Origin of the sequence: Allobosea sp. UC22_33 (genome assembly GCF_042700715.1) — a bacterium.
In the GTDB taxonomy this organism is placed as follows: Bacteria; Pseudomonadota; Alphaproteobacteria; order Rhizobiales; family Beijerinckiaceae; genus Allobosea.
Genome location: NZ_CP170556.1, coordinates 2,953,814 through 2,976,059, shown reverse-complemented (window position 1 = coordinate 2,976,059; position 22,246 = coordinate 2,953,814). Strand labels below are relative to the sequence as shown.

Sequence of the window (22,246 nt, the reverse complement as noted above, 5' to 3'; positions counted from 1 at the left end):
CGATCTTTTCATGCGCTGGCCATTGCCGGGTCAGGCCGGCAGGATCAGGTTCACGCTATCGCCAATCGGCCTCGAGACCCGCTGCGCGACGCTTCGACTGCTCCAAGGGAGACTGCCCGTGAAACCCATTGCCCTCATCGCCGCATCGTCGATCGCGATGCTTGCCGGCAGCTTCGCCCTGGCGCAGCCGCAGCCGGTGCCGCCCGCCGGCGGCGACCAGAAGCAGGAACGCAGCGAAAGCCGCGAGCAGCGCCGCGACGAGTGGCGCGAGCGCCGGGCCGAGCGTGCCAAGGCGCGGATGGAAGAGCGCTTGTCCAAGGTGCGCGCCGATCTAAAGCTCAGGCCCGAGCAGACGGCTCTCTTCGACAAGGTCGAGGGCCTGATCAAGCAGCGCAGCGCCGATCGTGGCGCCCTCTGGAGCCAGATGCGCGAGCGGCGCGAGGCGCTGCGCCATGCCGATCTGATGGAGCGCCTCGACGCCACCGCCAACCGACAGGGCGAGCGCGCGGCCCGTTCCAAGGAACTAGCCGATGCCGTGCGCCCGCTCTGGACGACGCTCAGCGACGAGCAGAAGACCGTGCTGCGCCGCTCGGTGCGCGAAGCGATGGCGGAAGGGCGCGAGCGCTTCCGCGAGATGCGTGCCTCGCGCGGCGGCTGGCATGACAACGACCGTGGTGACCGCGGCGATCGTAACGACCGTGGCGGCCGCAGGCAGTGGCACGATCGCGACGACGACAACAACTGAGCGTTGGATCGACCCAGCCACAAGACGGTCAAATGACATGAGCCGCGCCCGGTTTCCGCCGAGCGCGGCTTTTCATATCCGGCTGGGTTTAGCGATCTTCAGCCGCCGACCGCGTCCGAGACGCATTTCTTGGTGAAGCTGTTCTTGGCGGCGCCTGCCAGCTTCCTGTCGGCGGCCTGCTTGTCGCAGGCGCTGCCCGCGTCCTTCTCGCATTTGGTCAGGAAGCTCGTCTTCGCCGCGCCTGCCAGCTTCTTGTCGGATGCCTGAAGGTTGCAGCTTTGCGCCTGGGCGGCGCCTGCCATGCAGCACAGCGCGAACGCGGTCAGCAGAAGTCTTTTCATGCGAATCTCCTCTCCGGAGAGGTGACGCTACGCCAGCGCGCGGCCGGGAGATACGCAGAAAAGCGCCGGCGCCCTGGTTTCGTCAGAATTACTAACATGCAGAATTCAAAAGGAATTCAGCCATTTACCATATCCATTCAGGTTGGATTCACGGCTCGCCATTTACGCTTTGTCAGTGATTGCGATGCGAAAGGTGAGCCATGAAGCAGACATGGTCATGCTGGGCGATGCGGGCCTTCATCGGCTCCGTCTTCATCGTCTGCCTGTTCGGGCCCTATGCGCTGTCGATCCTGATCGGCTGCGTGGGTGTCGGCTGCTACTTCTTCCGCAACGAGGTCGGCTCGCATCTCTGAGCCGTCGCACGGCGGGCCTCGTCCTCGCCGAGGCCGCTTTTGGTCGCCGCAGCCGCGCGACGCATTCTACCTGATCCGGCGCAGGTGACAGGTCTTCACCCTGCCGCCGCGCCCATCCGAGCGCCAGACGCAGCCCGAGCCTGCGGGCGTGCGATCGTAGAGATAGATCTCCGCGCGCCGTTTGCGATTGAAGCTCTGATTCGAGAAGTCGTGCCCGCCGACGCGGACGTTGCGTCCGAAACGGACCTCGGCCGAAACGCCTGACGATAACGCCGCGCTGAGGCCGATGATCGCAGAGACGAGGAGCGCGGTTGCGGCCAGTGCGCTGAAGACTGCGTTCATGTTCAATCCTCGATCGCCGAGCCTTGGCTTTGGAACATCGCGGATCGGAGCGAAAGCCTCAACGGCCGGGCCAAGGGGCGCCCACGAAAAGCCTGAGGGGCATAAAAAAGGGATGGCGAAAACTCGCCATCCCCCAAAATCGTTGAACCTGAACGGGTAGCGGTTCCCGTTCCGAGCCGATCAGCGCGAGTAGAACTCGATGACCAGGTTCGGTTCCATCTGCACCGCATAGGGCACGTCCGACAGGGTCGGGGTGCGGGTGTAGGTGGCCGTGGACTTGCTGTGGTCGGCGTCGATGTAGTCCGGCACGTCACGCTCGGCGAGAGCGGCCGACTCGATGACGATGGCGAGCTGGCGCGAGCTCTCCTTGACCGCGATCACGTCGCCCGGCTTGACCTGGTAGGACGCGATGTTGACGCGCTTGCCGTTCACGGTGATGTGGCCGTGGTTGACGAACTGGCGGGCCGCGAAGACGGTCGGCACGAACTTGGCGCGGTAGATCACCGCGTCCAGGCGACGCTCGAGCAGGCCGACGAGGTTCTCGCCCGAATCGCCCTTCAGGCGGATCGCCTCGGCGTAGTAGCGGCGGAACTGCTTCTCGGAAATCGAGCCGTAATAGCCCTTCAGCTTCTGCTTGGCGCGCAGCTGCGTGCCGAAGTCGGACGGCTTGCCCTTGCGGCGCTGGCCGTGCTGGCCGGGGCCGTATTCACGACGGTTGACCGGGGACTTCGGGCGACCCCAGATGTTCTGACCGAGGCGGCGGTCAATCTTGTACTTCGCCTCATGGCGCTTCGACATATCGCGTGTCCTCTCAGGTTCGCGAGTTGAGGACCGCGCCCTCCTGCTCCCCCGCATATGGGCCGGGGCGACAGATCCAGCTTCCGAAGAAGAGCGGATCACGGGTGCGGAAAAAGCCACGCGGCCCCGTGAGGAGCCGCGCGACGAGAGGGCCTATGACGGAAAGCCGGCTTCGAGTCAATTCCGGGAGGACGAAAAGCCGCTCGCCAGGGGCATGGGCTCGATCGCGACCTGGGCCAACCCGTAACCCGCCAGCGCGATCCGCAACGGGCCGCTCAGGCCGGCGCCGGAGGTGAAGACCGCGGTCGCGTCGGGGCAGGGCGTGCTGGCCGGATCAGGCGAGCCGAGCAGTTGCATGACACGCCGCGCGATCGCGGGGGCGGGGTCGAGCCATTCGACCGGCCAGGGTGCCAGGCGCTTCATCCGCTCCAGCAGCAGCGGATAATGCGTGCAGGAGAGGGTGACGACATCGGTGCGGCGGCTACCGGCCTCGACGAAGCAGGGGGCAATCTCGGCCAGCAGCGCGTCGTCATCGACCGGTTCGCCCCTCAGCGCCTGCTCGGCGAGGCCGGCCAGGCGCGTCGAGCCGACGAGCGTCACGTCGCAATGCGCAGCATAGCTCTCGATCAGCTCGTGCGTGTAGACGCGAGCCACGGTGCCCGGCGTCGCCAGCACCGAGATCATGCCGCTGCGGGTTGCGGCCGCGGCCGGCTTGATCGCGGGCACGGTGCCGACGAAGGGAATCGCGAAGCGCGCCCGCAAGGCCGGCAGCACCAAAGTCGATGCCGTGTTGCAGGCGATGACGACGAGATCGGGATGGAAGCGCGCGATCAGTCGCTCCATCACCGCGAGGACACGGATGACGAGCTCGTCCTCGCTGAGGCGGCCATAGGGAAAGCCGGCATCGTCGGCGGCGTAGACGATATGGGCGCCGGGGCAGGCCTGGGTGGTGCGCGAGAGCACGGTGAGGCCGCCGAGGCCGGAATCGAAGACGAGGATGGTGGGCTGGGGGCGGGGGATCGCAAGGGGGCGGTGGCCCGTGCCGGCGAGGAGATCGACTTGCATGACTGTGCCGCGGAATTCCAAAGCATGACTCCGCCAGAGACCGGTTAAGGGACGGTCAACGCTGCGTTCAGTGGCTGTCTCGAATTTAGTTGATTCCGTCCACTAAATCGATTGGCATTGCGGTGGAGGTGCGCCATGGAAACCACTGAGACAGCCGTCGCCGCGATCCGCCGCTTCAACCGCTTCCATACCCGCTGGGTCGGGGCGCTCGGGGGCAGCCTACATGGCTCGGGACTCGCACTCGCCGAGGCGCGCGTGCTTTACGAGCTGGCGCAGCGCGACGACTGGCAGGCCGGCGAGATGGCCAGGGCGCTTGATCTCGATCCGGCCTATCTCTCGCGCATCCTCAAGCGCTTTGCGGGGCAGGGCTGGCTCGAGCGTAGCCGCTCAGTGGCCGACGGCCGGGCCTGGCGCCTGCGGCTGACCGCCAAAGGCAGGGCCGCCTTTCAGCCGCTCGACGACGCTTCCAGTGCGCAGGCGGGGGCGATCCTGCAACGGCTGGCGCCGGTCGAGCAGGCCCGGCTCGTCGATGCGCTCGCCGATACCGAGCGTCTTCTCTCAGGCGATGGGCGCGATCGTTCCGCGCCGGTCATCCGCGAACATCGCGCCGGCGACATGGGCTGGGTCGTTTCCGCGCATGGCCGGCTTTATGCCGAGGACTATGGCTGGGATCTGAGTTTCGAGGCGCTTGTCGCGGAGATCGCGGCGAAGTTCCTGCGGGAGTTCAAACCCGGCCGCGAGCGCTGCTTCATCGCCGAGCTCGATGGCCGGCCCGTCGGCTCCGCCTTCGTCGTGCAGGAGGACGAGGCGACCGCGAAGCTCAGGCTCGTGATCGTCGAGAAGCGGGCGCATGGGCTGGGGCTGGGCAAGCGGCTCGTCCGCGAAGCGATCGGCTTCGCGCGCGCTGCCGGCTACGAGCGCATGGTGCTCTGGACAAACGACATCCTGCATGCGGCGCGCGGCATCTATGTCGGCGAGGGCTTTCGGCTGGTCGCGGAGGAGAAGCACCAGTCCTTCGGGAAGGATCTCGTCGGCCAGAACTGGGAGCTGGGCCTCAGGCCGAGCGCGGCCTGAGGCTCGTCAGGCCTTCAGGCGGGCGATCGCGGCTGCCGCGGCGCGCCCGGCGAGCGTCGCGCCGCCGACCGTCATGGCGCCGCCGCCGGCTGTCGCCTCGCCGGCGATGAAGAGCCGGTTGCCGATTGGCTGGGCGAGAGCGTCGCGCGCCGCCTCGTGGCCGGGGTCGCAGATCGAGTAGGAGCCGCGGGCGAAGGGATCGGTCCACCAGGCCGGGAAGGAGACCTGTTTCACCGCCTTGCGGAAGTCCGCGCCGACCATCTTGGCCAGCAGGTCCACGAGATGGGCCTGGGCCTCCTCGGTGCCGGCTTCGGAGAGCTTGCGGGCATAGTCGCCGCCGCAATAGCCGATGACGATGTCCTGGCCGCCCGGGAACATGTCCAGATTCATCAGGCGCTCGGGAGCCGCCGCTTCGAGGAAGCTCGCGCCCGGCGTGATGCCGAAGCGGTCGCCCTCGACCCTGAGCGCGATCTTGGTCAGTGCGCCCATATGCAGGCCGGCGAGGGCGTCGCGCGTCGTAGCCGGCAGCTCCGGGGTGAAGCGGATCGTGCCGGCCTTCAGCACGCCGACCGGCACGGTGACGATGCAGGCATTGGCCCGCAGTGTCCCGGTGGGGGTGGTGACGGTCACGCCTGGTCCGTCCCAGCGGATCGTCTCGACCGGTTCGTTCAGCCGGATATCGAGCCCGGCCGCCGAGCGCGCGACGAGATGACCATAGCCGGAGGGGACGATGAGATCCTCGCCCGACCAGAGGCGCTGGTAGTCGCGTGCCGAGATGCGGCTCGATTCCTCGCCGATCGAGAGCAGCAGGCCGGACGCGGCGACGGGCGCGAGCTCCGGACCGAGATCGCCCAGCAATTCGGCGATCGACATGTCGCGTTGCGTGAGATCGACCGTCTCCAGCCGGCGGTCGATCTGGCCGAACGCGCTCCGGCGGCGATTGCGGTCGGAATCCGCCATCGGCTTGCCATCGGCGAAGACCTTGAAGCCGCTGCCCCAGGACTCGGCAGGCGTGGCGATGCCGAGATCGCGGGCGATCTGGACCCAGGGGTTGCGCTCGGCCCAGTGGATGAACATCGCGCCGGCATCATAGGCGGGGCCGAGCGAGGCATCGGTGAAGGCGCGTCCGCCGACGCGGCCGCGGGCTTCGAGCACGATGGCTCTTCTTCCGGCGGCCTGGAGGGCCTGGGCTGCGGCAATGCCGGCAGCGCCGGCCCCGATCACGACGACATCGACATCGGTCGCAGCCGCCGCCCGGCCGGCAATGGCGAAGCTCGCGGCCATGGCGCCTGTTCCCGTCAAGATCGTCCGGCGGTCTAGCATCTCTGGAATCCCATGGTGCTCCGCATGTTGGAGCCTTGCCCTTGCATTGCAACGGCAAGCTGACGAGGGAGCGGCACGGCGCGATCACGAGATCGGGAGCCCGCGAGATCGCAAGGCAAGGCCAGGGGGCGTCAGCTTAGAACGATGCGATCAATTATTATTCTTTAGACAAATTCTACTATTGTGATCTTCCTGCATCGGACGATGTCCTTCGTTTGGCAGGTGATTGACAGTCATCGAGTCGCTCAATATCCGAATACTGTCTTATCGGGTCGGATAAGACCTTGTTTGTATTAATTTAAAACTGTGAAGCGCGGCGGCTCCGGTCCGTGGCGTTCAGAAGGACGGGTCGAGGCCATGGGGACGTATTCCGGCAGATTGCGCGAAGGGGTCGCGCTCGGCAGCTTGATGGTGGTGCTGCTCGCATCGCCTGCCATCGCGCAGCAGCAGGTCCGGACTCGCGCTGCTGCGCCTGTCGCGCAGAACGCCGAGGCCCCCGTCGTCCTCGATCAGATCAACGTGCAGGGCGAGGGCCAGCCTGGCGGCGCGCTGCTGGGTGGCCCGACGACGACGCGCACGACGCGCGAGGAACTCGACCGCCAGCAGATCCAGAGCATCGCGGAGCTGTCGCAGCGGCTCGAGGCCGGCATCAGCTTCAACCGGGCGAACGGCTCGGTGAACATCCGCGGCCTGGACGGCGCGCGCGTGCTGACCACGGTCGACGGCATCCGTCAGCCCTTCATCCAGGACAACCGCATCGACCGCAGCATCGGCACGGCCTTCGACTTCGATGCGCTGTCGACGCTCGACCTCCTGCGCGGCGGCAGTGGCAGCAGCACGCTCGGCTCGGGCTCGCTCGGCGGGGCGCTGGCGGTACGCACCCTCGACCCCGAAGACCTGATCCGCCCGGGCAAGACGATCGGCGGTCTCGCGAAGACCGGGTTCGACACGGCCGACAAGGCTGTCTTCGGCAGCGGCGCGGTCGCAGGCCGGTTCCACAATACCTGGGTGCTCCTGCAGGGTGGCTTCCGGAAGGGGCACGAGACCGACAACCGCGGCTCTGATCCGACCATCGGCGCGGCCCGCACCGAGCCGAACCCGGCCGATTTCAATCAGTACAGCTTCCTCGCCAAGGTGCATCAATATGTGAACGAGGCGCATCGCTTCGGGCTGACCGGCGAGATCTTCAAGCGCGACGAGAAGATCCAGACTCGGACGAACGCGGTCTCGCTCACCGGGAACTACCGGCCCGGCGCGCACCAGACCCAGGAGGACGTGGAGCGCAAGCGCATTTCGCTGACCTATGACTACAAGCAGCCCGGCGGGTTCATCGACGAGGCGCACGCCAATCTCTACTGGCAGGGCGTCACGCGGAACTCGATCCTCAACGCCTATCGCTATACGAGCGTGATCGGCCCCTATGCCCGCAACAACGAGGTCGAGGAGAAGTCCTTCGGCTTCAACGGGCACCTGATCAAGAGCTTCATCACCGGCCCCGTCTCGCACAAGCTCACGGTCGGCACGGAACTGCGCGCATCGACGCTCGACCAGTATTCGGCGGGGCTGGACAGCTGCCGCCGCCCCTATACGGGCGCGTTCACCGCCTGCAACAACCTGCATACCAACCAGTCCGACACGCCGCGCGTCGAGGGCAACATGATGGCGTTCTACGCGCATCACCAGCTTGGCTTCCTCAACGATACGCTGCGCCTGACGCCGGGCGTCCGCTTCGATCGGTACGAGGAAAAGCCGAAGGCGACAGGGGCCTATCTCGCGAGCTCGTCCTTTGCGGGGATGCCGGCCGCATCCAGCGACGATGCCTGGTCGCCGCGCGTCCGGCTGGAATACGACATCGTCAAGAACGCGCCTTACATCAAGGACGTCACGCTGTTCGCGCAATGGTCGAAGGGCTTCCGGGCTCCGACCGCCAGCGAGCTCTATGCGAATTTCGGTGCGGTCGGCACCTATCTGCGCAGCGGCAACCCCGAGCTGCGTCCGGAAACCAGCAACGGCATCGATGTCGGCTTCCGCTTCGGCGACAAGGCGTTCGGCGGTTCGGTGACGGTCTTCCACACGAACTACCGCAATTTCATCGAGACGGTGCAGATCGCGCCTCCGGGCGGGCTCTACCCGCAAGGCGGCATCCAGGGTCCGCAGAACGTGGCGCGCGTCGAGATTTCCGGCGTCGAGGCCAACATGCAGTACGCTTTCGCGCCGAACTGGCTGGTGCGCGGCTCCTTCGCCTATACCGACGGCAAGAACAAGATCACCGGCATCGGCCTCAATTCGATCCCGCCGGTGCAGGGCATCCTCGCCATCGCCTATGGCAACGAGAACTGGGGCGGCGAGCTGTCCACCAAGCTGGCCGGCGGCCGCAAGAGCGTCGCCACGACCGGCGCGACGCAGGGCTTCCAGGCGCCCGGCTACGCGATCTTCAACGCCATGGCCTGGTGGCGGCCGATGCCGCAGATCGCGGACCTTGAACTGCAGGTCGGCGTCTACAATATCTTCGATCGGAAGTATTGGGATGCGGTGACGGTGCCGACGGGCGTTCTGGCCCAAGCCCGCGATTATTACAGCGAGCCGGGCCGCACCGTGAAGGCGACGCTGAAATACCAGTTCTGACCGGGCGTTTCGAGACCCCCCGACCAGACGAGCCGGCCCTTCGGGGCCGGCTTCTTTTTATCCTTCGGCGCCGTCCGCCTCGTCCGCTTGCCGTGCGAGGAGCCGCGCCTTCTTCGGGCCCTCGACCAGCGACTTGAAGACGCCGCGGAGCGTCCGGGCCTCCTGCTCTGTCATGTCGAGCCGATGCAGGACATCGCGCAGGTTCGCCGTCATTACCGGCTTCTTGCCGGGCGGGAAGAAGCCGCAGAGATCGAGCTCGGCTTCGAGATAGTCGAACATCGACAGGATCATCTCGCGCTTGGCGGGCGGCGAGGGGTTGTTCTCGCGGAAAGGCGGCTCGCCATTCGTCATCTTGAACCATTCATAGCCGTTGAGCAGCACGGCCTGGGCGAGGTTCAGCGAGGCGAAGGCGGGATTGACCGGAAAGGTCAGGATCGCGTCGGCGAGACTGATCTCCTCGTTGGTCAGGCCGATGCGCTCGCGCCCGTAGAGGATGCCGACGCGCTCGCCGGAACCGACGCGGCCGGCGACCTCCGGCATCGCCTCGGCCGGGGTGAGCACGCGCTTCATCTGGCCGCGCTCGCGGGCCGTGGTCGCCAGGACGTGGTTGAGATCGGCGATGGCCTCGGCCGCGCTGTCGAAGAGCCGGGCGTTCTCCAGGATATGGGTGGCGCCGGAGGCGGCCGCCGTCGCGCCCTTCTTGAGGCCGCCGCCGCTCGGCCAGCCGTCGCGCGGGGCGACGAGACGCATCTCGGAGAGGCCGAAATTCGCCATGGCGCGGGCGCACATGCCGATATTCTCGGCGAGCTGCGGCTCGACCAGGATGACGATGGGGGCAGGGGCCTGGACGGCCGGGCGAGTGCGGTCGGTGCCGGAACCGGTCATGGGGAATCAGGTCTTGTCTTTGCGATGAGGCTGCTTTGCGCCCGGGATGGCCGGGCGCGCTAAGCAAGCTCATACGTCATGCTCGCCCTTGTGGCGAGCATCCGCATCTTGACCCCACGCCAGACCAGCAAAGACATGGATGGTCGGGGCCAGCCCGACCATGACGAGGTCGCGAGCGTTCAGCCCGCCGCCTTCTCGACCGCGCGCAGCACGCGCAGCATGTTGCCGCCGGCGAGCTTGGTCAGGTTTTCCTCCGACCAGCCGCGACGGATCAGCTCCGCGATCACCGACGGGAAGGTCGTCGTGTCCTCGAGCCCGTCCGGATTGACCCAGCCGAAGAAGTCCGAGCCGATGCCGATATGGTCGTGGCCGATGCGCTTGGCGAGATACTCGACATGGTCGCAATATTCGGGGAGCGTCGCCTTCGGGCGCGGGCCGGATTTGGCGGCGATCTCGGCCTCTACCTTGTCATGATCCACGCCTTCGGGGCTCTTGCCGTACTGGTCCTTGGCCGGGCGATGCCAGTCGCGCGAAGCCTGGCTGATGAAGTCCGGCACGAAGGTCGCCATCACGACGCCGCCATTGCCGGCGACGCGGTCGAGCACGTCGTCGGGGACGTTGCGCGGGTGGTCGCAGAGCGTGAAGGCGTTGGAGTGCGACCAGACCAGCGGGGCGCTGGAGACGTCGAGCGCGTCGTGCATCACCTTCGGCGCGACATGGGCGAGGTCGATCACCATGCCGAGCTTGTTCATCCGGCGCAGCACGTCCTTGCCGAAGGCGGTGAGGCCATTATGGCGCGGGGCGTCGGTGGCGGAATCGCACCAGTCGGTGGTGTCGTTGTGGCAGAGCGTCATCAGGCGCACGCCGAGATCGTAATAGGCGTCGAGCGAGTCCAGCTCGCCATCGACAGCCGAACCGTTCTCGATGGTCATGAACAGGGCGATGCGCCCCTCGGCCTTGGCGGCCTCGACATCGGCGGCCGAGAGGCCGGAACGGAAGACATTTGCGTGGCGCTTGAGGATGTCGCGCATCAGCGCGATCTGGGCGAGCGCGAAGCCGGCGGGCTTCGGATGGTTCGGAGGCACATAGGCCGCGAAGAACTGCGCCGCCATCTTGCCGGCCTGCATGCGCGGAATGTCGGTGTCGCCCTCGGCATGGACCTTGTCGAGGCCATAGGCGGCGACATCGCCCTTCGCGTTGCGGTCCTTGCGGATGACATAGGGCAGGTCGTTATGGCCGTCGATCAGCGGCACGCGATCGAGCAGCGCGAGCGCGGCGGCGTAGGCATTGTCCTGGACGGGAGGTTTGGCGAGGGCCATGGCGAGGTCTCGGTCGGGAATCGGAAGCCGGATCGTGGCAGGGAGTGCGCCGGGAGGCGAGGGGGCGGGACGCAGGTCGGTCATCCCGAATGCGCTGCCGTTGTGTCGTCCCGCACGAGACATGTGTCATCCCGCACGCGCTGCGGCACGTCAGTGCTGCTGCGCTGATGCGGGATCGTGCACGAGAGGGCGCCTTTTCTGGAGGACGGTCCCGTGTCTGCGCAGCAGCGTTTCACGCTGCAGCGCGCACGGGATGACAGGTGCTCTATGACCGCGGTTAGGCGAACCGCGCCGGGGCGAACGGCGTCGGATCGACGAAGACCTTCTGGCCCGTCACCATTTCCGCGATCATGCGGCCGGTGACGGCGGCGAGCGTCAGGCCGTGATGGGCGTGGCCGAAGGAGAACCACAGGCCCTTGTGCTTCGGCGCCGGGCCGATGATCGGCATCATGTCCGGCGTGCAGGGGCGGCGGCCGAGCCAGGGCTCGGCATCGACGCGCTCGCCGAGCGGGAAGAGCTGCTTGGCGATCGGCTCGGCGCGGGCGAGCTGGACCGGGGTCTTGGGCGCATCGCGGTCGGCGAATTCGGCCCCGGTGGTCAGGCGGATGCCCTGCAGCATCGGCGCGAGGAAATAGCCGCGCTCGGTGTCGAGCACCGGATGGTTGAGCACGGCGTTGCCCTGCGGCTTGTAATGCATGTGATAGCCGCGCTTGACCGCGAGCGGCAGGCGGTAGCCGAGCTTGTTGCTGAGCACGTCCGCCCAGGGACCGAGCGCGACGACGACGTCCTTGGCCTCGGCCGTGGTGCCGTCGGCGAGCGTGACGGTCCAGCCGGCGCCGTTCTGCTGGAGCGTGCCGGCATCGCCGATGGCGAGCTTGCCGCCGAGCTTCTCGAACAGCGCGACATAGGCCTTGGACAGACCGAGCGGGTCGACGACCGTGGTCGGGTCGGTCCAGTGCAGGCCGCCGATCAGGCTGCCATGGTCGAGATGCGGTTCCTCGGCCTTGAGCGTCGCCATGTCGAGCGCGCGGTAGTTCAGGCCGAACTCGCGGTTCCAGCGGGCAGCCTCGGCGAGGCGGATGTCGCGCTCCTTCTCGGTGCGGAACACCTTCATCCAGCCGTCGCGGCGCAGCAGGTTGGTGGCGCCGGCTTCCTGCGCGAGCGCGTCGTGCTCGGTGACGCAGTGCTCGATCAGCGTCGCGTATTTATGGGCGATCGCCTCGTGATGCGAAGCGCGCGAATGCATCCAGTAGGAGAACAGGAAGGGGGCGAGCTTCGGGATCGCGCTCCAGTGATAATGGGCGTCGATGGTGTTGTTCATCGCGTAGCGGATGAGGGCGCCGAAATCATGCGGGAAGCCGTAGGGATAGACGCCCTCGCGCTGGATCAGCCCGGCATTGCCGTAGCTGGTTTCCTCGCCCGGCGCGCGACGGTCGACCAGCAGCGTGGCGCGCCCGGCCTTCTGGAGATGAAGCGCGACCGAAATGCCGACGACACCGGCGCCGAGAACGATCGTATCCACCTTCATGACCTGCTCCTGCCAACCCCTTTTCCCGCAAGGATACCGGTTTGCGCCGGCTTGTCAGCGGCGCGACCGAATTTTGCGCGGAATGGGATGATCTTTCGCAATTTCTGCGCCAACTTGGCCGAGCCGTTTGCCGAGAGCCGCAATCGGCCGGCCGGTGCGCAATTTTATGCCGGCGCAGGACTGGGCTGCCTTGCCGGGAGGTGACGCTGCGCCTGCCTTCAGCCAGTGTGCGTCTGTTTCGAGAGCGATTCCAGAGCCCAAGCCGATGAATCCTGCCGCCTCCCTCGCTGCCGCGCTCGCGTGGCTCGGCCGCCATGGCACGCAAGGATTCGCGCTCTCGATCTTCCTCGGGCTGGCGCTGCCGCAGTTCTCGGCGATGGCGCGGCCTGCGCTGCCGATCACGATCTTCTGCTTCACGACGGTCGTGTTCATGCGGCTCGACATGAGCGTGACGCTCGGGCTGCTGCGGCGCCCGGCGAAACTCGCCGCGAGCTGCGCCTGGCTGATCGCCGGGCCGGCCCTGCTCATCGGCGGAGCGCTGCTGCTGGTCGGGCGCGAGAACCTCGATCCCGGCATCGTGCTCGGGCTCGCGATCATGGGCGCGGCACCACCCATCATGTCCTCGCCGGCGGTCGCGATCCTCTACGGATTCGAGCCCTCGCTGATCATCGCCAGCGTCATCCTGACCACGATCGTGAGCCCCATCGTCGCGCCGATCCTGGTCGAATTGCTGGCAGGCGCCGCGGTGCCGCTCGACCGCTGGGCGCTGACCCTGCGCCTCCTGATCTTCATCGGCGGCGGCATGGCGGTGGCCGCCGTGATCCGGTTCTGGCTCGGGCTAGCGCGCGTCAAGGCGATGAAGGCCAATCTCGATGGCTTCGGCGTGCTGATGTATTTCATCTTCGCCATCGCGGCGATGGACGGCGTGACCAAGGCCGCGCTCGACAATCCCCGAACTCGTGCTGTTCGTGCTGGGATGCGTCTTCGCCGTCTCGGCGGCGGGGTTGGTGTCGAGCTGGCTGGTGCTGCGGCTGCTGCCGGCCTCCGAGCGCTTCATGATCGGCTATGGCACCGGGCAGCGGAACATGGGCCTGCTCGTCGCGGCGCTGGGAGCCGGCGTCTCGCCGACGACCTTCCTCTATTTCGCGCTGGCGCAGTTCCCGATCTACCTGCTGCCCTGGCTGCTTGGCGGCATCGCGGCGCGGATTCGGCGCCGGGAGGCTGCTGACGGGCGTTGACGCAAGGGCTTGCGAGGCTTTCCCCGTCGCAGGAGAGCCGCGCCATGATCACCCTCTATTCCGGGCCGCTGAGCCTGTTCTCGCGCAAGGTCGAGATCGCGCTGACCGAGAAGGGTCTCGCCTTCCAGCGTGTCGTGGTGCCGTTCAACCAGACGACGGGCTACGATCCCCGGCATCCGGAGGTGCTGGCGCTCAATCCGAAGCGGCAGGTGCCGGTCCTGACCGATTGCGGGCTCGTGCTCTACGATTCCACCGTGATCAACGAATATCTCGACGAAGCCTATCCCGAGCCGAAGCTGATGCCGGATTCTCCCGTCGATCGGGCGCGCTGCCGGCTCGACGAGCTTTATGGCGACGAGATCCTGTTCCAGGCCCTGAAACCGCTGATGCATCGCACGGAGCCGCCTTCACCGGATCGCGACCGCCGGATCGCGCAGGAGGCCGACGCGCTGATCGCCGAGGAGGGGCTGCTGCGTCATTACGACGTGCTGGAGCAGAAGCTGGCGGGACGTCCGTACTTCGGCGGGCGGCTTTCGGTGGCGGATATCGCGCTGTTCATGAGTATGCTCTTCATCCGCCGGCTCGGCGGGCCGTCGCTCGACGGCTATCCCGGTTTGGCGGAGTGGTATGCCCGGCTGAAGCTGCGGCCGGCTTTCGCGCAGGTGGTGGCGGAGATGGCGGAAGCGGACCGCCGGCTGTCCTTTCCTGTGGCGCTGCGGCAGGGGCGGAGCGCCTGACCATTTAGGGCGTCATTCTCGGGCTTGGCCCGAGAATCTCTTTCAGGAGGAGGCGCTGGAACCTCCGTGTCACGAGATGCTCGGGTCCAGCCCGAGCATGACGACGTTGTATTGCCCGGTTTCGCGATTGCGGCAGGCGGCTCGGGGCGTTAAACCCCCGGCCATGACCAGCCCCATCCGCATCGCCCCCTCGATCCTCTCGGCCGATTTCGCCAAGCTCGGCGAGGAGGTGCGCGCGATCGATGCCGCCGGTGCCGACTGGATCCATTGCGACGTGATGGATGGACATTTCGTGCCGAACATCACCTTCGGCCCCGACGTGCTGAAGGCGATCCGCCCGCACACCAGCAAGTTCTTCGACGTGCATCTGATGATCGCGCCCGTCGACCCCTACATCGAAGCCTTCGCCAAGGCCGGCGCCGACCTGATCTCCTTCCATGTCGAGGCCGGTCCGCATCCGCATCGCACGCTGCAGGCGATCAAGGGGCATGGGAAACAGGCCGGGATCGTGCTCAATCCCGGCACGCCGGCGAGCGCGGCCGAGGCGCTGATCGAGGATGTCGATCTCATCCTGCTGATGACGGTCAATCCCGGTTTCGGCGGGCAGAGCTTCATCCGCTCGGTGGTCGAGAAGGTCGCGCAGGTGAAGGCGCTGATCGGCGACCGGCCGATCGCGCTCGAGATCGATGGCGGGGTGACGCCCGAGACCGCGCCGCTGGTCGTCAAGGCCGGCGCCGATACGCTGGTCGCGGGCTCGGCCGTGTTCAAGGGCGGGCCTTCGGCCTATGCCGGCAATATCGAAGCGATCCGTGGGGCGGCCGAAGCCGCGCGCGGGTCGTGGGTTTGAGGATTTAACGCGCCGTCATCCCGGGCGACCGCAGGGAGACCCGGGATCCATTCCGGAACGGTTCAGGCATGGATCCCGGATCTACGCTGCGCTCCGTCCGGGATGACGTCGAGAATATGATGGAAGGTACCCGATGATCCCGCGCTATTCCCGCCCCGAGATGGTCGCCATCTGGGAGCCGCAGACCCGCTTCCGCATCTGGTTCGAGATCGAGGCGCATGCGACCGACAAGCTCGCCGAGCTCGGCGTCGTGCCGAAGGAGGCTGCCGCGACGATCTGGGCCAAGGCCAAGGACGCGGTCTTCGATGTCGCGCGCATCGACGAGATTGAGCGCGTCACCAAGCATGACGTCATCGCCTTCCTGACGCATCTGGCCGAGATCGTCGGGCCGGAAGCGCGCTTCGTCCACCAGGGCATGACCTCGTCGGACATTCTCGACACCACGCTCTCGGTCCAGCTCGCGCGGGCCACCGATATCCTGATCGCCGATGTCGATGCGCTGCTCGCCGCGATCAAGCGCCGCGCCTTCGAGCATAGGCTGACCCCGACAATCGGCCGCTCGCACGGCATCCATGCCGAGCCGGTGACCTTCGGGCTGAAGCTCGCGCAGGCCTATGCCGAGTTCGACCGCTGCCGCGCCCGCCTCATTGCGGCCCGCGCCGAGATCGCGACCTGCGCGATCTCGGGCGCCGTCGGCACCTTCGCCAATATCGACCCGCAGGTCGAAGCCTATGTCGCGGAGAAGATGGGGCTCACGGTCGAGCCGGTTTCGACCCAGGTGATCCCGCGCGACCGGCACGCGATGTATTTCGCCACGCTCGGCGTCGTCGCCTCCTGCGTCGAACGCCTTGCGACCGAGATTCGTCATCTCCAGCGTACCGAGGTCTACGAGGCGGAAGAGTATTTCTCGCCGGGCCAGAAGGGCTCCTCGGCGATGCCGCACAAGCGCAACCCGGTGCTGACCGAGAACCTGACCGGCCTGTCCCGTCTCGTGCGCGGCATGGTGACCCCGGCTCTCGAGAACGTGGCGCTCTGGCACGAGCGCGACATCTCACACTCCTCCGTCGAGCGCATGATCGGCCCCGACGCGACGGTGACGCTCGATTTCGCGCTGGCGCGGCTCACCGGCGTCGTCGACAAGCTGCTGATCTACCCGCAGAATATGCGCAAGAATCTCGACAAGCTCGGCGGCCTGCATAATTCGCAGCGCGTGCTGCTGGCGCTGACCCAGGCGGGGGCGAGCCGCGAGGACAGCTACTCCATGGTCCAGCGTAACGCGATGCGCACCTGGGAGCACGGCGAAGACTTCCTCACCAACCTGATGGCCGACAAGGACGTCGCCGGGAAGCTCTCCGCGTCCGAACTCAAGGCGATGTTCGACGAGGGCTATCATTTCAAGCATGTCGACACGATCTTCCGCCGGGTCTTCGGGGACGCTTGAACCCGTTGGTGGGCCGACTTAGTTTTATCACCGGTTCGTCATCCCGCACGCGCCGCAGCACGCAAGTGCTGCTGCGCAGATGCGGGACCGCATGACGGAAAGGCGCTTCTTCGTGAGACGATCCCGTGTCTGCGCAGCAGCGTTTCACGCTGCAGCGCGCACGGGAAGACGGCTCTACGATCATGAAATCCTCCGACGTCGATATCCTCATCGTTCCCGGCTGGTCGGGCTCCGGGCCCGACCATTGGCAGAGCCGGTGGGAGACCCGCCTGAAGACGGCGCGCCGCATCGAGCAGGCGGATTGGTACAAGCCCTCCCGCCATGTCTGGGCCGATGAGATCGTCAAGGCCGTGCGCTCCGCGACGCGCCCCGTCGTGCTCGTCGGGCACTCGGCCGGCTGCAGCGCGATCGCCTTCGCTGCCGAGCATCTGCATCCCGGCGAGGTCGCCGGCGCCTTCCTGGTCGCGCCGGCTTCCGAGAAGGCGAAGGGCGCAGTGCCCGGCATGGGGCCGGATTTCATCGCGCATCGCCGCGAGAAGCTGCCGTTCCCCTCGGTGCTGATCGCCAGCGCAACTGACCCCTATTGCACGCCGGACGAGGCGAAGGCGCTCGCCGAGGCCTGGGGCTCGGAATTCGTCGATGCCGGCGATAGCGGCCATCTCAACAGCGAATCCGGGCATGGCCCCTGGCCGGACGGGCTCCTGCGTTTCGCGGGCTTTCTCAAGAGCTTGAGCGTGGTTCCGCAGACATTGAGTCAATAGCGCTCGGGCCGAAACGGACCCTTCGCAGCAAAAAGCCCGCCCCGGATGTCCGGGGCGGGCTCTGTCGTTCAGGAGGCCGGATCAGCCGCCGAGATCAATTCTCGACATAGGTGATCTTGCCGTCGGAACCCTTCTTCCAGGTGTAGACGGTATAGTCCGGGCGGGTGATGTCGCCCTTCTTGTCGAAGCCGATATCGCCGATCACGGTCTTGACCGGCTGGCCGCCATGCAGCGCGTCGGCGATCTTCTTGGGATCGACCGAGTTCGCGCGCTTGGCGCCTTCGGCCATGATCTGGACGGCGGCGTAGCTGTAGAGCGTATAGGCTTCCGGCTTGAAGTTCTTGGCTTCGAACTTCTTGAGGACGGCAGCGGCCTCGGGGCGCTTCTGCGGATCCGGCGGGAAGGTCATCAGGGTGCCTTCGACGCCGGGGCCGCCGATCGTGGCGAACTCGTCCGTGGTGATGCCGTCACCCGAGACGAGCACGGTCTTCAGGCCCTGGTCGCGCATCTGGCGCACGATCAGGCCGCCTTCGGTGTGCAGGCCGCCCCAGTAGAGGTAGTCGGCGCCGGAGGCCTTGATCTTCGAGACGAGCGCCGAGAAATCCTTCTCGCCGGCGTTGACGCCTTCATAGAGCACTTCCTTGACGCCACCGGCGTTCAGGCCCTTCTTGGTCTCGTCGGCGAGGCCCTGGCCATAGGTCGTCTTGTCGTGGACGACGGCGATCTTCTTGTCCTTGAAGTTCTTGATCAGGTAGGCCGAGGCAACGCCGCCCTGCTGGTCGTCACGGCCGCAGGTGCGGAAGGTGTTCCACAAGCCGCGCTCGGTGATCTTCGGGTTGGTCGCCGAAGGCGAGATCATCAGGATGCCGTTCTCGGCGTAGACTTCGGAGGCCGGCATGGTGACGCCGGAGTTGAAGTGACCGAGCACCCATTTCACGCCGTCGCCGACGAACTTGTTCGCGACCGAGACGCCCTGCTTCGGATCGGAGACGTCGTCACCGACCGAGATCGTGATCTTCTGGCCGAGGACGCCGCCGGCGGCGTTGATGTCCTCGACCGCCTGCTCGGCGCCGTTCTTGAGCTGCGCGCCGAACGCCGCGTTCGGGCCGGTGATCGGGCCGCCGACACCGAGCTTGATCTGCGCATTGGCCATGCCGGAGAAGGCAAGGACCGCACTGAGCGCAATACCGCCCAACAGCAGTTTCTTCATGTGATGCAACTCCCCTGTATTGATTGATCAACGGGCTGGACGGGCCGCCCGTCTCGGCGCGTTTTGGCCACCGTGAGCCGCAGTCTTGCGCTTTTCCGATGGTCTGTCACGCGACAAGCTCGTGAGCTCTTTCAGAGCAATTCGGGTCGTATTTCGGCGCCCGCACGCGGTTTCCAGCCGAAGGGGCCGGTGCGTTCGAACAGCCAGTGATACTGCCGCGTCATCTGCTTGGCGCGGGTGTAGCGCCAACCGGCATAGCCGAAGGCGATGAGGACGATCGCGTCCACGACGTAATAGTGCAGCGTCAGCAGCGTTGCCTGGAACAGCGCGAAATGGATGAAGCGCACGAACAGGCCGAGCACCAGCATGTAGACGAGAAGCTGCCAGTTCGGCCGCCAGGTCAACGCGATGGCGCGGCCGGCCATCCAGGCCAGCCAGCCGCCCATGACGACGGTCACCAGCAGGAAGAGCCAGACCGTCGGTTCTTCGTAGAGGATGCCCTGCATCTGGTGCTCCCGGCTTCAGGCGGCTTTGGAAGCGGCTGACATCACCACAGCGATGGCATGGGTGGCGTGCGGCCGTCTCTCATCAAAAAGTTGCAGCGGAAGGCGATGCGCCTTCCGCCGTCTCATCTCAGTGCCGGCCGCCTTCAAGATAGGCGGCGCGCACCTGCGGGTTGGCGAGCAGTTCCTTGCCGGTGCCGCTCATCGTGACGACGCCGTTGACCATCACATAGCCGCGATGGGCGAGCTTCAGAGCATGGAAGGCGTTCTGCTCGACCAGGAACACGGTCAACCCTTGCGTCTTGTTCAGCTCGCGGATCGCCTCGAAGATCTGCTTCACGATCAGGGGCGCGAGGCCGAGCGAGGGCTCGTCCAGCAGAAGCAGCTTCGGGCGCGCCATCAGGGCGCGCGCGATCGCGACCATCTGCTGCTCGCCGCCCGAGAGCGTGCCGCCGCGTTGCTGCAGGCGCTCCTTGATGCGCGGGAAGAGCACACAGATCTTTTCGAGATCCTCGTCGAAATTCTCGAAATTGCGGACGGCGGCACCCATCTGCAGGTTCTCGAACACCGTCATGCGCGGGAAGATGCGGCGGCCTTCCGGCGACTGCGCTATTCCCAACCTAGCGATCTCGTGGCTGGGCAGCCGCGTGATGTCGCGGCCCTCATAGGTGACCGTGCCTTCGCGCGCCTGCGGATTGCCGAAGATCGTCATCATCAGCGTGGATTTGCCGGCGCCGTTGGCGCCGATCATGGTGACGATCTCGCCGGCATTGACGTCGATGTCGACGCCCTTCAGCGCGATGATCTTGCCGTAATAGGTCTTGACGCCGCGGACGGCCAGAAGAGGCTGGGCTTGAGTCACGAGATGCCGACCTCCGCTTCGACCTCTTCGACCTCCTCGTCATCGACGCCGAGATAGGCGGCGATGACCTTGGGGTCGGCCTGTACTTCGGCCGGCGTGCCGTCGGCGATCTTGGTGCCGTAGTCGAGGACCACGACATGGTCCGAGATTTCCATGACGACCGACATGTCGTGCTCGATCAGCAGCAGCGCCGTGCCCAGATCTTTGCGGATCGAGAGCAGGAGATTGTTGAGGTCGAGGCTCTCGCGCGGGTTGAGGCCCGCGGCCGGTTCGTCCAGGCAGAGCAGGACGGGGTCGGTGCACATGGCCCGCGCGATCTCCAGCCGGCGCTGGTCGCCATAAGGCAGGTCGGCGGCCGGATCGTCGGCACGGTGGGTCAGATTGATCTTGTCGAGCCAGAACTTGGCCTTCTCGATCGCCTCCTTCTCGCGCGCCTTGTAGCCGCCGATGCCGAGCACGCCGAGGAAGGTGAAGCCCGAGGCCGCCATCAGCGGGTTGTGCTGGGCGACGAGCAGGTTCTCCAGCACCGTCATGCCGCCGAAGAGGCGGATGTTCTGGAAGGTGCGGGCGACCTTGGCCTTCCAGGAGATGCGGAAATCCGGCATGCGCTCGAGCAGATAGGTCGAGCCGTTGTCGTGGTTGAGCGAGATCACGCCCTGCGTCGGCTTGTAGAAGCCGGTGATGCAGTTGAAGACCGTGGTCTTGCCGGCGCCGTTGGGGCCGATCAGGGCGGTGATGTCGCCCTTGCGGGCCTCGAAGGTGAGGGCGTTGACGGCGGTCAGGCCGCCGAAGCGCATGGTGACCTGTTCGACCTCCAGCAGGGCGCGGCCCTGCGGCGTCTTCTGGGGGGCGAAGGTAGCCATCAGCCGTGCCCCTCCTGGACGAGATCGGACGAGATCGCCTTCTTCTCCTTGAGGAAGGCGGTGGGCTCGCGGGTCGAGATCAGGCCGCGCGGCTTCCAGATCATGATCACCACCATGGCGAAGCCGAAGATCAGCATGCGGTACTTCGTCGGGTCGAAGTCGTTGCCGAAGATCTGCTTCATCCATTCGAGCTCGCGCAGGAGCTCGGTGCCGCCGATCATCGCGATCGCCGCGATGGCGCAGCCCCAGAGCGAGCCCATGCCGCCGAGCACGACGATGGCGAGGATCACCGCCGATTCCATGAAGACGAAGGATTCCGGCGAGATGAAGCCTTGCCGCGCCGAGAAGAAGGCGCCGGCGAAGCCGCCGAACATGGCGCCGATCGAGAAAGCGGTGAGCTTGGTGTTGGTGGTGTTGATGCCAAGCGAGCGGCAGGCGATCTCGTCCTCGCGCAGGGCCTCCCAGGCGCGCCCGACGGGCAGGCGGCGCAGGCGCAGCGTGACGAAGGCGGTCAGCAGTGCCAGGCAGAGGATCAGATAGTAGAGGAAGATCGTTCGGTAGAGCGGCGAGAACTCCAGGCCGAAGACTGCGGCGAAACCATTATCCGCCGCCGTGAAGGGAATGCCGAAGAAAGTGGGGCGCGGAATGCCGGAAATGCCGGCATAGCCGTTCGAGAACTCGGTCCAGTTGATCAGGACGAGACGGATGATCTCGCCGAAGGCCAGCGTCACGATGGCGAGATAGTCGCCGCGCAGGCGCAGCACCGGGAAGCCGAGCAGCATGCCCCAGAAGGCGGCGAGGATGCCGGCCAGCGGCAGCAGCAGCCAGAAGGACAGGCCGAAATTCTTGGCCAGCAGCGCGTAGGAATAAGCGCCGACGGCGTAGAAGGCGACATAGCCGAGATCGAGCAGGCCGGCGAGGCCGACGACGATGTTCAGGCCCCAGCCGAGCATGACGTAGATCAGGATCTGGACGCCGAAATTGTCGATCCATTTCAGCGCGCCGCCCCAGCCGGCGAGCCCGATCGCGATCGCCGGAAACGTGACGAGGAAGCCGAGGCCGAACAGCGAGAAGACGCGTGAATGGCGCTGGAAGAAGGCGATCGTGCCGTGCGGCAGGATGCGCACCGCGGCCTTGCCCTCCTGCTGGCCCTGCTTGCGCAGCGTCATCAGGAAGCGGCCGACGAAGACGATGCCGACGGCCCAGGCGACGGCATCCCAGCGCGGGTCGAGCACCAGGACGTTGTCCATGTTCTGGCGCGTGCCCCAGGCGATGATGGGGATGCAGAGGCCAAGCGTGACGAAGGCGGCGAAGCCGGCCTCCTTGAAGGCCGCCTTCAGGTCGCGGCCGGGGATAGCTGTTTTGGCAGTGGGGTTGTTCGCCATA

Annotated in this window: 22 protein-coding genes; 9 read left to right on the top strand and 13 right to left on the bottom strand. The window is 66.3% G+C overall.

What is annotated here, in order from left to right; all coding sequences use genetic code 11:
- The first annotated feature begins 118 nt into the window (after nt 1–118).
- On the top strand, nt 119–745 hold the full coding sequence (locus ACFJGT_RS14175; protein ID WP_377838627.1) for a Spy/CpxP family protein refolding chaperone: 627 nt from the start codon (nt 119–121) through the stop codon (nt 743–745).
- Between the two features lie 98 nt (nt 746–843).
- Here the strand turns inward: ACFJGT_RS14175 and ACFJGT_RS14170 are convergent, their stop codons facing one another.
- A complete protein-coding gene (locus ACFJGT_RS14170; protein ID WP_377838624.1) occupies nt 844–1,086 on the bottom strand; it encodes a hypothetical protein in 243 nt (80 codons plus the stop codon).
- Between the two features lie 200 nt (nt 1,087–1,286).
- Between ACFJGT_RS14170 and ACFJGT_RS14165 the strand changes: the two genes are divergently transcribed.
- Complete coding sequence (locus tag ACFJGT_RS14165) at nt 1,287–1,439, top strand: hypothetical protein (protein WP_156407051.1); 153 nt, start codon at nt 1,287–1,289, stop codon at nt 1,437–1,439.
- A gap of 66 nt (nt 1,440–1,505) precedes the next feature.
- Here ACFJGT_RS14165 and ACFJGT_RS14160 read toward each other — a convergent pair whose 3' ends face one another.
- The 3 genes from ACFJGT_RS14160 to murI all read right to left on the bottom strand — a co-directional run bounded on the left by ACFJGT_RS14160 (nt 1,506) and on the right by murI (nt 3,644).
- Entirely contained in the window at nt 1,506–1,781 is a 276-nt protein-coding gene (locus tag ACFJGT_RS14160) for a hypothetical protein (RefSeq protein WP_377838622.1), read from the bottom strand.
- Nucleotides 1,782–1,961: 180 nt separating this feature from the next.
- A complete protein-coding gene (rpsD, locus tag ACFJGT_RS14155) occupies nt 1,962–2,579 on the bottom strand; it encodes a 30S ribosomal protein S4 (protein WP_199085872.1) in 618 nt (205 codons plus the stop codon).
- Nucleotides 2,580–2,756: 177 nt separating this feature from the next.
- Nucleotides 2,757–3,644 (bottom strand): glutamate racemase, encoded by an 888-nt coding sequence (gene murI / locus ACFJGT_RS14150; RefSeq protein WP_377838617.1) that lies wholly within the window; start codon nt 3,642–3,644, stop codon nt 2,757–2,759.
- A gap of 135 nt (nt 3,645–3,779) precedes the next feature.
- Between murI and ACFJGT_RS14145 the strand changes: the two genes are divergently transcribed.
- Complete coding sequence (locus ACFJGT_RS14145; RefSeq protein WP_377838616.1) at nt 3,780–4,718, top strand: GNAT family N-acetyltransferase; 939 nt, start codon at nt 3,780–3,782, stop codon at nt 4,716–4,718.
- A gap of 6 nt (nt 4,719–4,724) precedes the next feature.
- Here the strand turns inward: ACFJGT_RS14145 and ACFJGT_RS14140 are convergent, their stop codons facing one another.
- On the bottom strand, nt 4,725–6,002 hold the full coding sequence (locus ACFJGT_RS14140; RefSeq protein WP_377838615.1) for a flavin monoamine oxidase family protein: 1,278 nt from the start codon (nt 6,000–6,002) through the stop codon (nt 4,725–4,727).
- Between the two features lie 396 nt (nt 6,003–6,398).
- Between ACFJGT_RS14140 and ACFJGT_RS14135 the strand changes: the two genes are divergently transcribed.
- Complete coding sequence (locus ACFJGT_RS14135) at nt 6,399–8,666, top strand: TonB-dependent hemoglobin/transferrin/lactoferrin family receptor (protein ID WP_377838614.1); 2,268 nt, start codon at nt 6,399–6,401, stop codon at nt 8,664–8,666.
- Between the two features lie 57 nt (nt 8,667–8,723).
- Here the strand turns inward: ACFJGT_RS14135 and ACFJGT_RS14130 are convergent, their stop codons facing one another.
- From ACFJGT_RS14130 to ACFJGT_RS14120, 3 genes are all read right to left on the bottom strand, one after another.
- Nucleotides 8,724–9,551, bottom strand: a complete 828-nt coding sequence (locus ACFJGT_RS14130) for an RNA methyltransferase (protein ID WP_377838611.1) — start codon at nt 9,549–9,551, stop codon at nt 8,724–8,726.
- A 179-nt stretch (nt 9,552–9,730) separates the two neighbouring features.
- Entirely contained in the window at nt 9,731–10,870 is a 1,140-nt protein-coding gene (locus ACFJGT_RS14125) for a dipeptidase (protein ID WP_377838608.1), read from the bottom strand.
- A gap of 277 nt (nt 10,871–11,147) precedes the next feature.
- On the bottom strand, nt 11,148–12,398 hold the full coding sequence (locus ACFJGT_RS14120) for an NAD(P)/FAD-dependent oxidoreductase (protein ID WP_377838606.1): 1,251 nt from the start codon (nt 12,396–12,398) through the stop codon (nt 11,148–11,150).
- 265 nt (nt 12,399–12,663) lie between these two features.
- Here ACFJGT_RS14120 and ACFJGT_RS14115 point away from each other — a divergent pair, with 265 nt between their 5' ends.
- The 5 genes from ACFJGT_RS14115 to ACFJGT_RS14095 all read left to right on the top strand — a co-directional run bounded on the left by ACFJGT_RS14115 (nt 12,664) and on the right by ACFJGT_RS14095 (nt 17,422).
- Nucleotides 12,664–13,626 carry a hypothetical protein gene (locus tag ACFJGT_RS14115; protein ID WP_377838605.1) on the top strand — a complete coding sequence of 321 codons (963 nt, stop codon included), beginning with the start codon at nt 12,664–12,666 and terminating at the stop codon, nt 13,624–13,626.
- A 54-nt stretch (nt 13,627–13,680) separates the two neighbouring features.
- The gene (locus ACFJGT_RS14110) at nt 13,681–14,373 is read left to right on the top strand and encodes a glutathione S-transferase family protein (protein WP_377838603.1); all 693 of its coding nucleotides are present in this window, start codon (nt 13,681–13,683) and stop codon (nt 14,371–14,373) included.
- A gap of 163 nt (nt 14,374–14,536) precedes the next feature.
- Nucleotides 14,537–15,220, top strand: coding sequence for a ribulose-phosphate 3-epimerase (rpe, locus tag ACFJGT_RS14105; RefSeq protein ID WP_377838601.1), 684 nt, complete (start codon nt 14,537–14,539; stop codon nt 15,218–15,220).
- Between the two features lie 133 nt (nt 15,221–15,353).
- Nucleotides 15,354–16,661: an adenylosuccinate lyase gene (gene purB / locus ACFJGT_RS14100; protein ID WP_377838598.1), complete on the top strand. Its 1,308-nt coding sequence runs from the start codon at nt 15,354–15,356 to the stop codon at nt 16,659–16,661.
- A gap of 182 nt (nt 16,662–16,843) precedes the next feature.
- Nucleotides 16,844–17,422: an RBBP9/YdeN family alpha/beta hydrolase gene (locus tag ACFJGT_RS14095; protein ID WP_377838596.1), complete on the top strand. Its 579-nt coding sequence runs from the start codon at nt 16,844–16,846 to the stop codon at nt 17,420–17,422.
- A 94-nt stretch (nt 17,423–17,516) separates the two neighbouring features.
- On the opposite strand, the gene ACFJGT_RS14090 is transcribed toward ACFJGT_RS14095, so the two are convergent.
- The 5 genes from ACFJGT_RS14090 to livM form a co-directional block, all read right to left on the bottom strand.
- A complete protein-coding gene (locus tag ACFJGT_RS14090) occupies nt 17,517–18,632 on the bottom strand; it encodes a branched-chain amino acid ABC transporter substrate-binding protein (RefSeq protein ID WP_377838582.1) in 1,116 nt (371 codons plus the stop codon).
- Nucleotides 18,633–18,763: 131 nt separating this feature from the next.
- Complete coding sequence (locus tag ACFJGT_RS14085; RefSeq protein WP_377838579.1) at nt 18,764–19,138, bottom strand: DUF6867 family protein; 375 nt, start codon at nt 19,136–19,138, stop codon at nt 18,764–18,766.
- Nucleotides 19,139–19,265: 127 nt separating this feature from the next.
- A complete protein-coding gene (locus ACFJGT_RS14080) occupies nt 19,266–19,997 on the bottom strand; it encodes an ABC transporter ATP-binding protein (RefSeq protein WP_377838578.1) in 732 nt (243 codons plus the stop codon).
- Entirely contained in the window at nt 19,994–20,794 is an 801-nt protein-coding gene (locus ACFJGT_RS14075; RefSeq protein WP_377848984.1) for an ABC transporter ATP-binding protein, read from the bottom strand. The genes ACFJGT_RS14080 and ACFJGT_RS14075 overlap by 4 nt, the downstream gene beginning before the upstream one ends.
- A gap of 65 nt (nt 20,795–20,859) precedes the next feature.
- Nucleotides 20,860–22,245: a high-affinity branched-chain amino acid ABC transporter permease LivM gene (livM, locus tag ACFJGT_RS14070; protein WP_377838577.1), complete on the bottom strand. Its 1,386-nt coding sequence runs from the start codon at nt 22,243–22,245 to the stop codon at nt 20,860–20,862.
- Between the last annotated feature and the right edge of the window lies 1 nt (nt 22,246).

Coding starts and splice junctions, on each gene's coding strand:
- ACFJGT_RS14170 (WP_377838624.1), bottom strand. CDS start 1,086: ATGAAAAGACTTCTGCTGACCGCGTTCGCGCTGTGCTGCATGGCAGGC.
- ACFJGT_RS14165 (WP_156407051.1), top strand. CDS start 1,287: ATGAAGCAGACATGGTCATGCTGGGCGATGCGGGCCTTCATCGGCTCC.
- ACFJGT_RS14160 (WP_377838622.1), bottom strand. CDS start 1,781: ATGAACGCAGTCTTCAGCGCACTGGCCGCAACCGCGCTCCTCGTCTCT.
- rpsD (WP_199085872.1), bottom strand. CDS start 2,579: ATGTCGAAGCGCCATGAGGCGAAGTACAAGATTGACCGCCGCCTCGGT.
- murI (WP_377838617.1), bottom strand. CDS start 3,644: ATGCAAGTCGATCTCCTCGCCGGCACGGGCCACCGCCCCCTTGCGATC.
- ACFJGT_RS14145 (WP_377838616.1), top strand. CDS start 3,780: ATGGAAACCACTGAGACAGCCGTCGCCGCGATCCGCCGCTTCAACCGC.
- ACFJGT_RS14140 (WP_377838615.1), bottom strand. CDS start 6,002: ATGGCCGCGAGCTTCGCCATTGCCGGCCGGGCGGCGGCTGCGACCGAT.
- ACFJGT_RS14135 (WP_377838614.1), top strand. CDS start 6,399: ATGGGGACGTATTCCGGCAGATTGCGCGAAGGGGTCGCGCTCGGCAGC.
- ACFJGT_RS14130 (WP_377838611.1), bottom strand. CDS start 9,551: ATGACCGGTTCCGGCACCGACCGCACTCGCCCGGCCGTCCAGGCCCCT.
- ACFJGT_RS14125 (WP_377838608.1), bottom strand. CDS start 10,870: ATGGCCCTCGCCAAACCTCCCGTCCAGGACAATGCCTACGCCGCCGCG.
- ACFJGT_RS14120 (WP_377838606.1), bottom strand. CDS start 12,398: ATGAAGGTGGATACGATCGTTCTCGGCGCCGGTGTCGTCGGCATTTCG.
- ACFJGT_RS14115 (WP_377838605.1), top strand. CDS start 12,664: ATGAATCCTGCCGCCTCCCTCGCTGCCGCGCTCGCGTGGCTCGGCCGC.
- ACFJGT_RS14110 (WP_377838603.1), top strand. CDS start 13,681: ATGATCACCCTCTATTCCGGGCCGCTGAGCCTGTTCTCGCGCAAGGTC.
- rpe (WP_377838601.1), top strand. CDS start 14,537: ATGACCAGCCCCATCCGCATCGCCCCCTCGATCCTCTCGGCCGATTTC.
- purB (WP_377838598.1), top strand. CDS start 15,354: ATGATCCCGCGCTATTCCCGCCCCGAGATGGTCGCCATCTGGGAGCCG.
- ACFJGT_RS14095 (WP_377838596.1), top strand. CDS start 16,844: ATGAAATCCTCCGACGTCGATATCCTCATCGTTCCCGGCTGGTCGGGC.
- ACFJGT_RS14090 (WP_377838582.1), bottom strand. CDS start 18,632: ATGAAGAAACTGCTGTTGGGCGGTATTGCGCTCAGTGCGGTCCTTGCC.
- ACFJGT_RS14085 (WP_377838579.1), bottom strand. CDS start 19,138: ATGCAGGGCATCCTCTACGAAGAACCGACGGTCTGGCTCTTCCTGCTG.
- ACFJGT_RS14075 (WP_377848984.1), bottom strand. CDS start 20,794: ATGCGCTTCGGCGGCCTGACCGCCGTCAACGCCCTCACCTTCGAGGCC.
- livM (WP_377838577.1), bottom strand. CDS start 22,245: ATGGCGAACAACCCCACTGCCAAAACAGCTATCCCCGGCCGCGACCTG.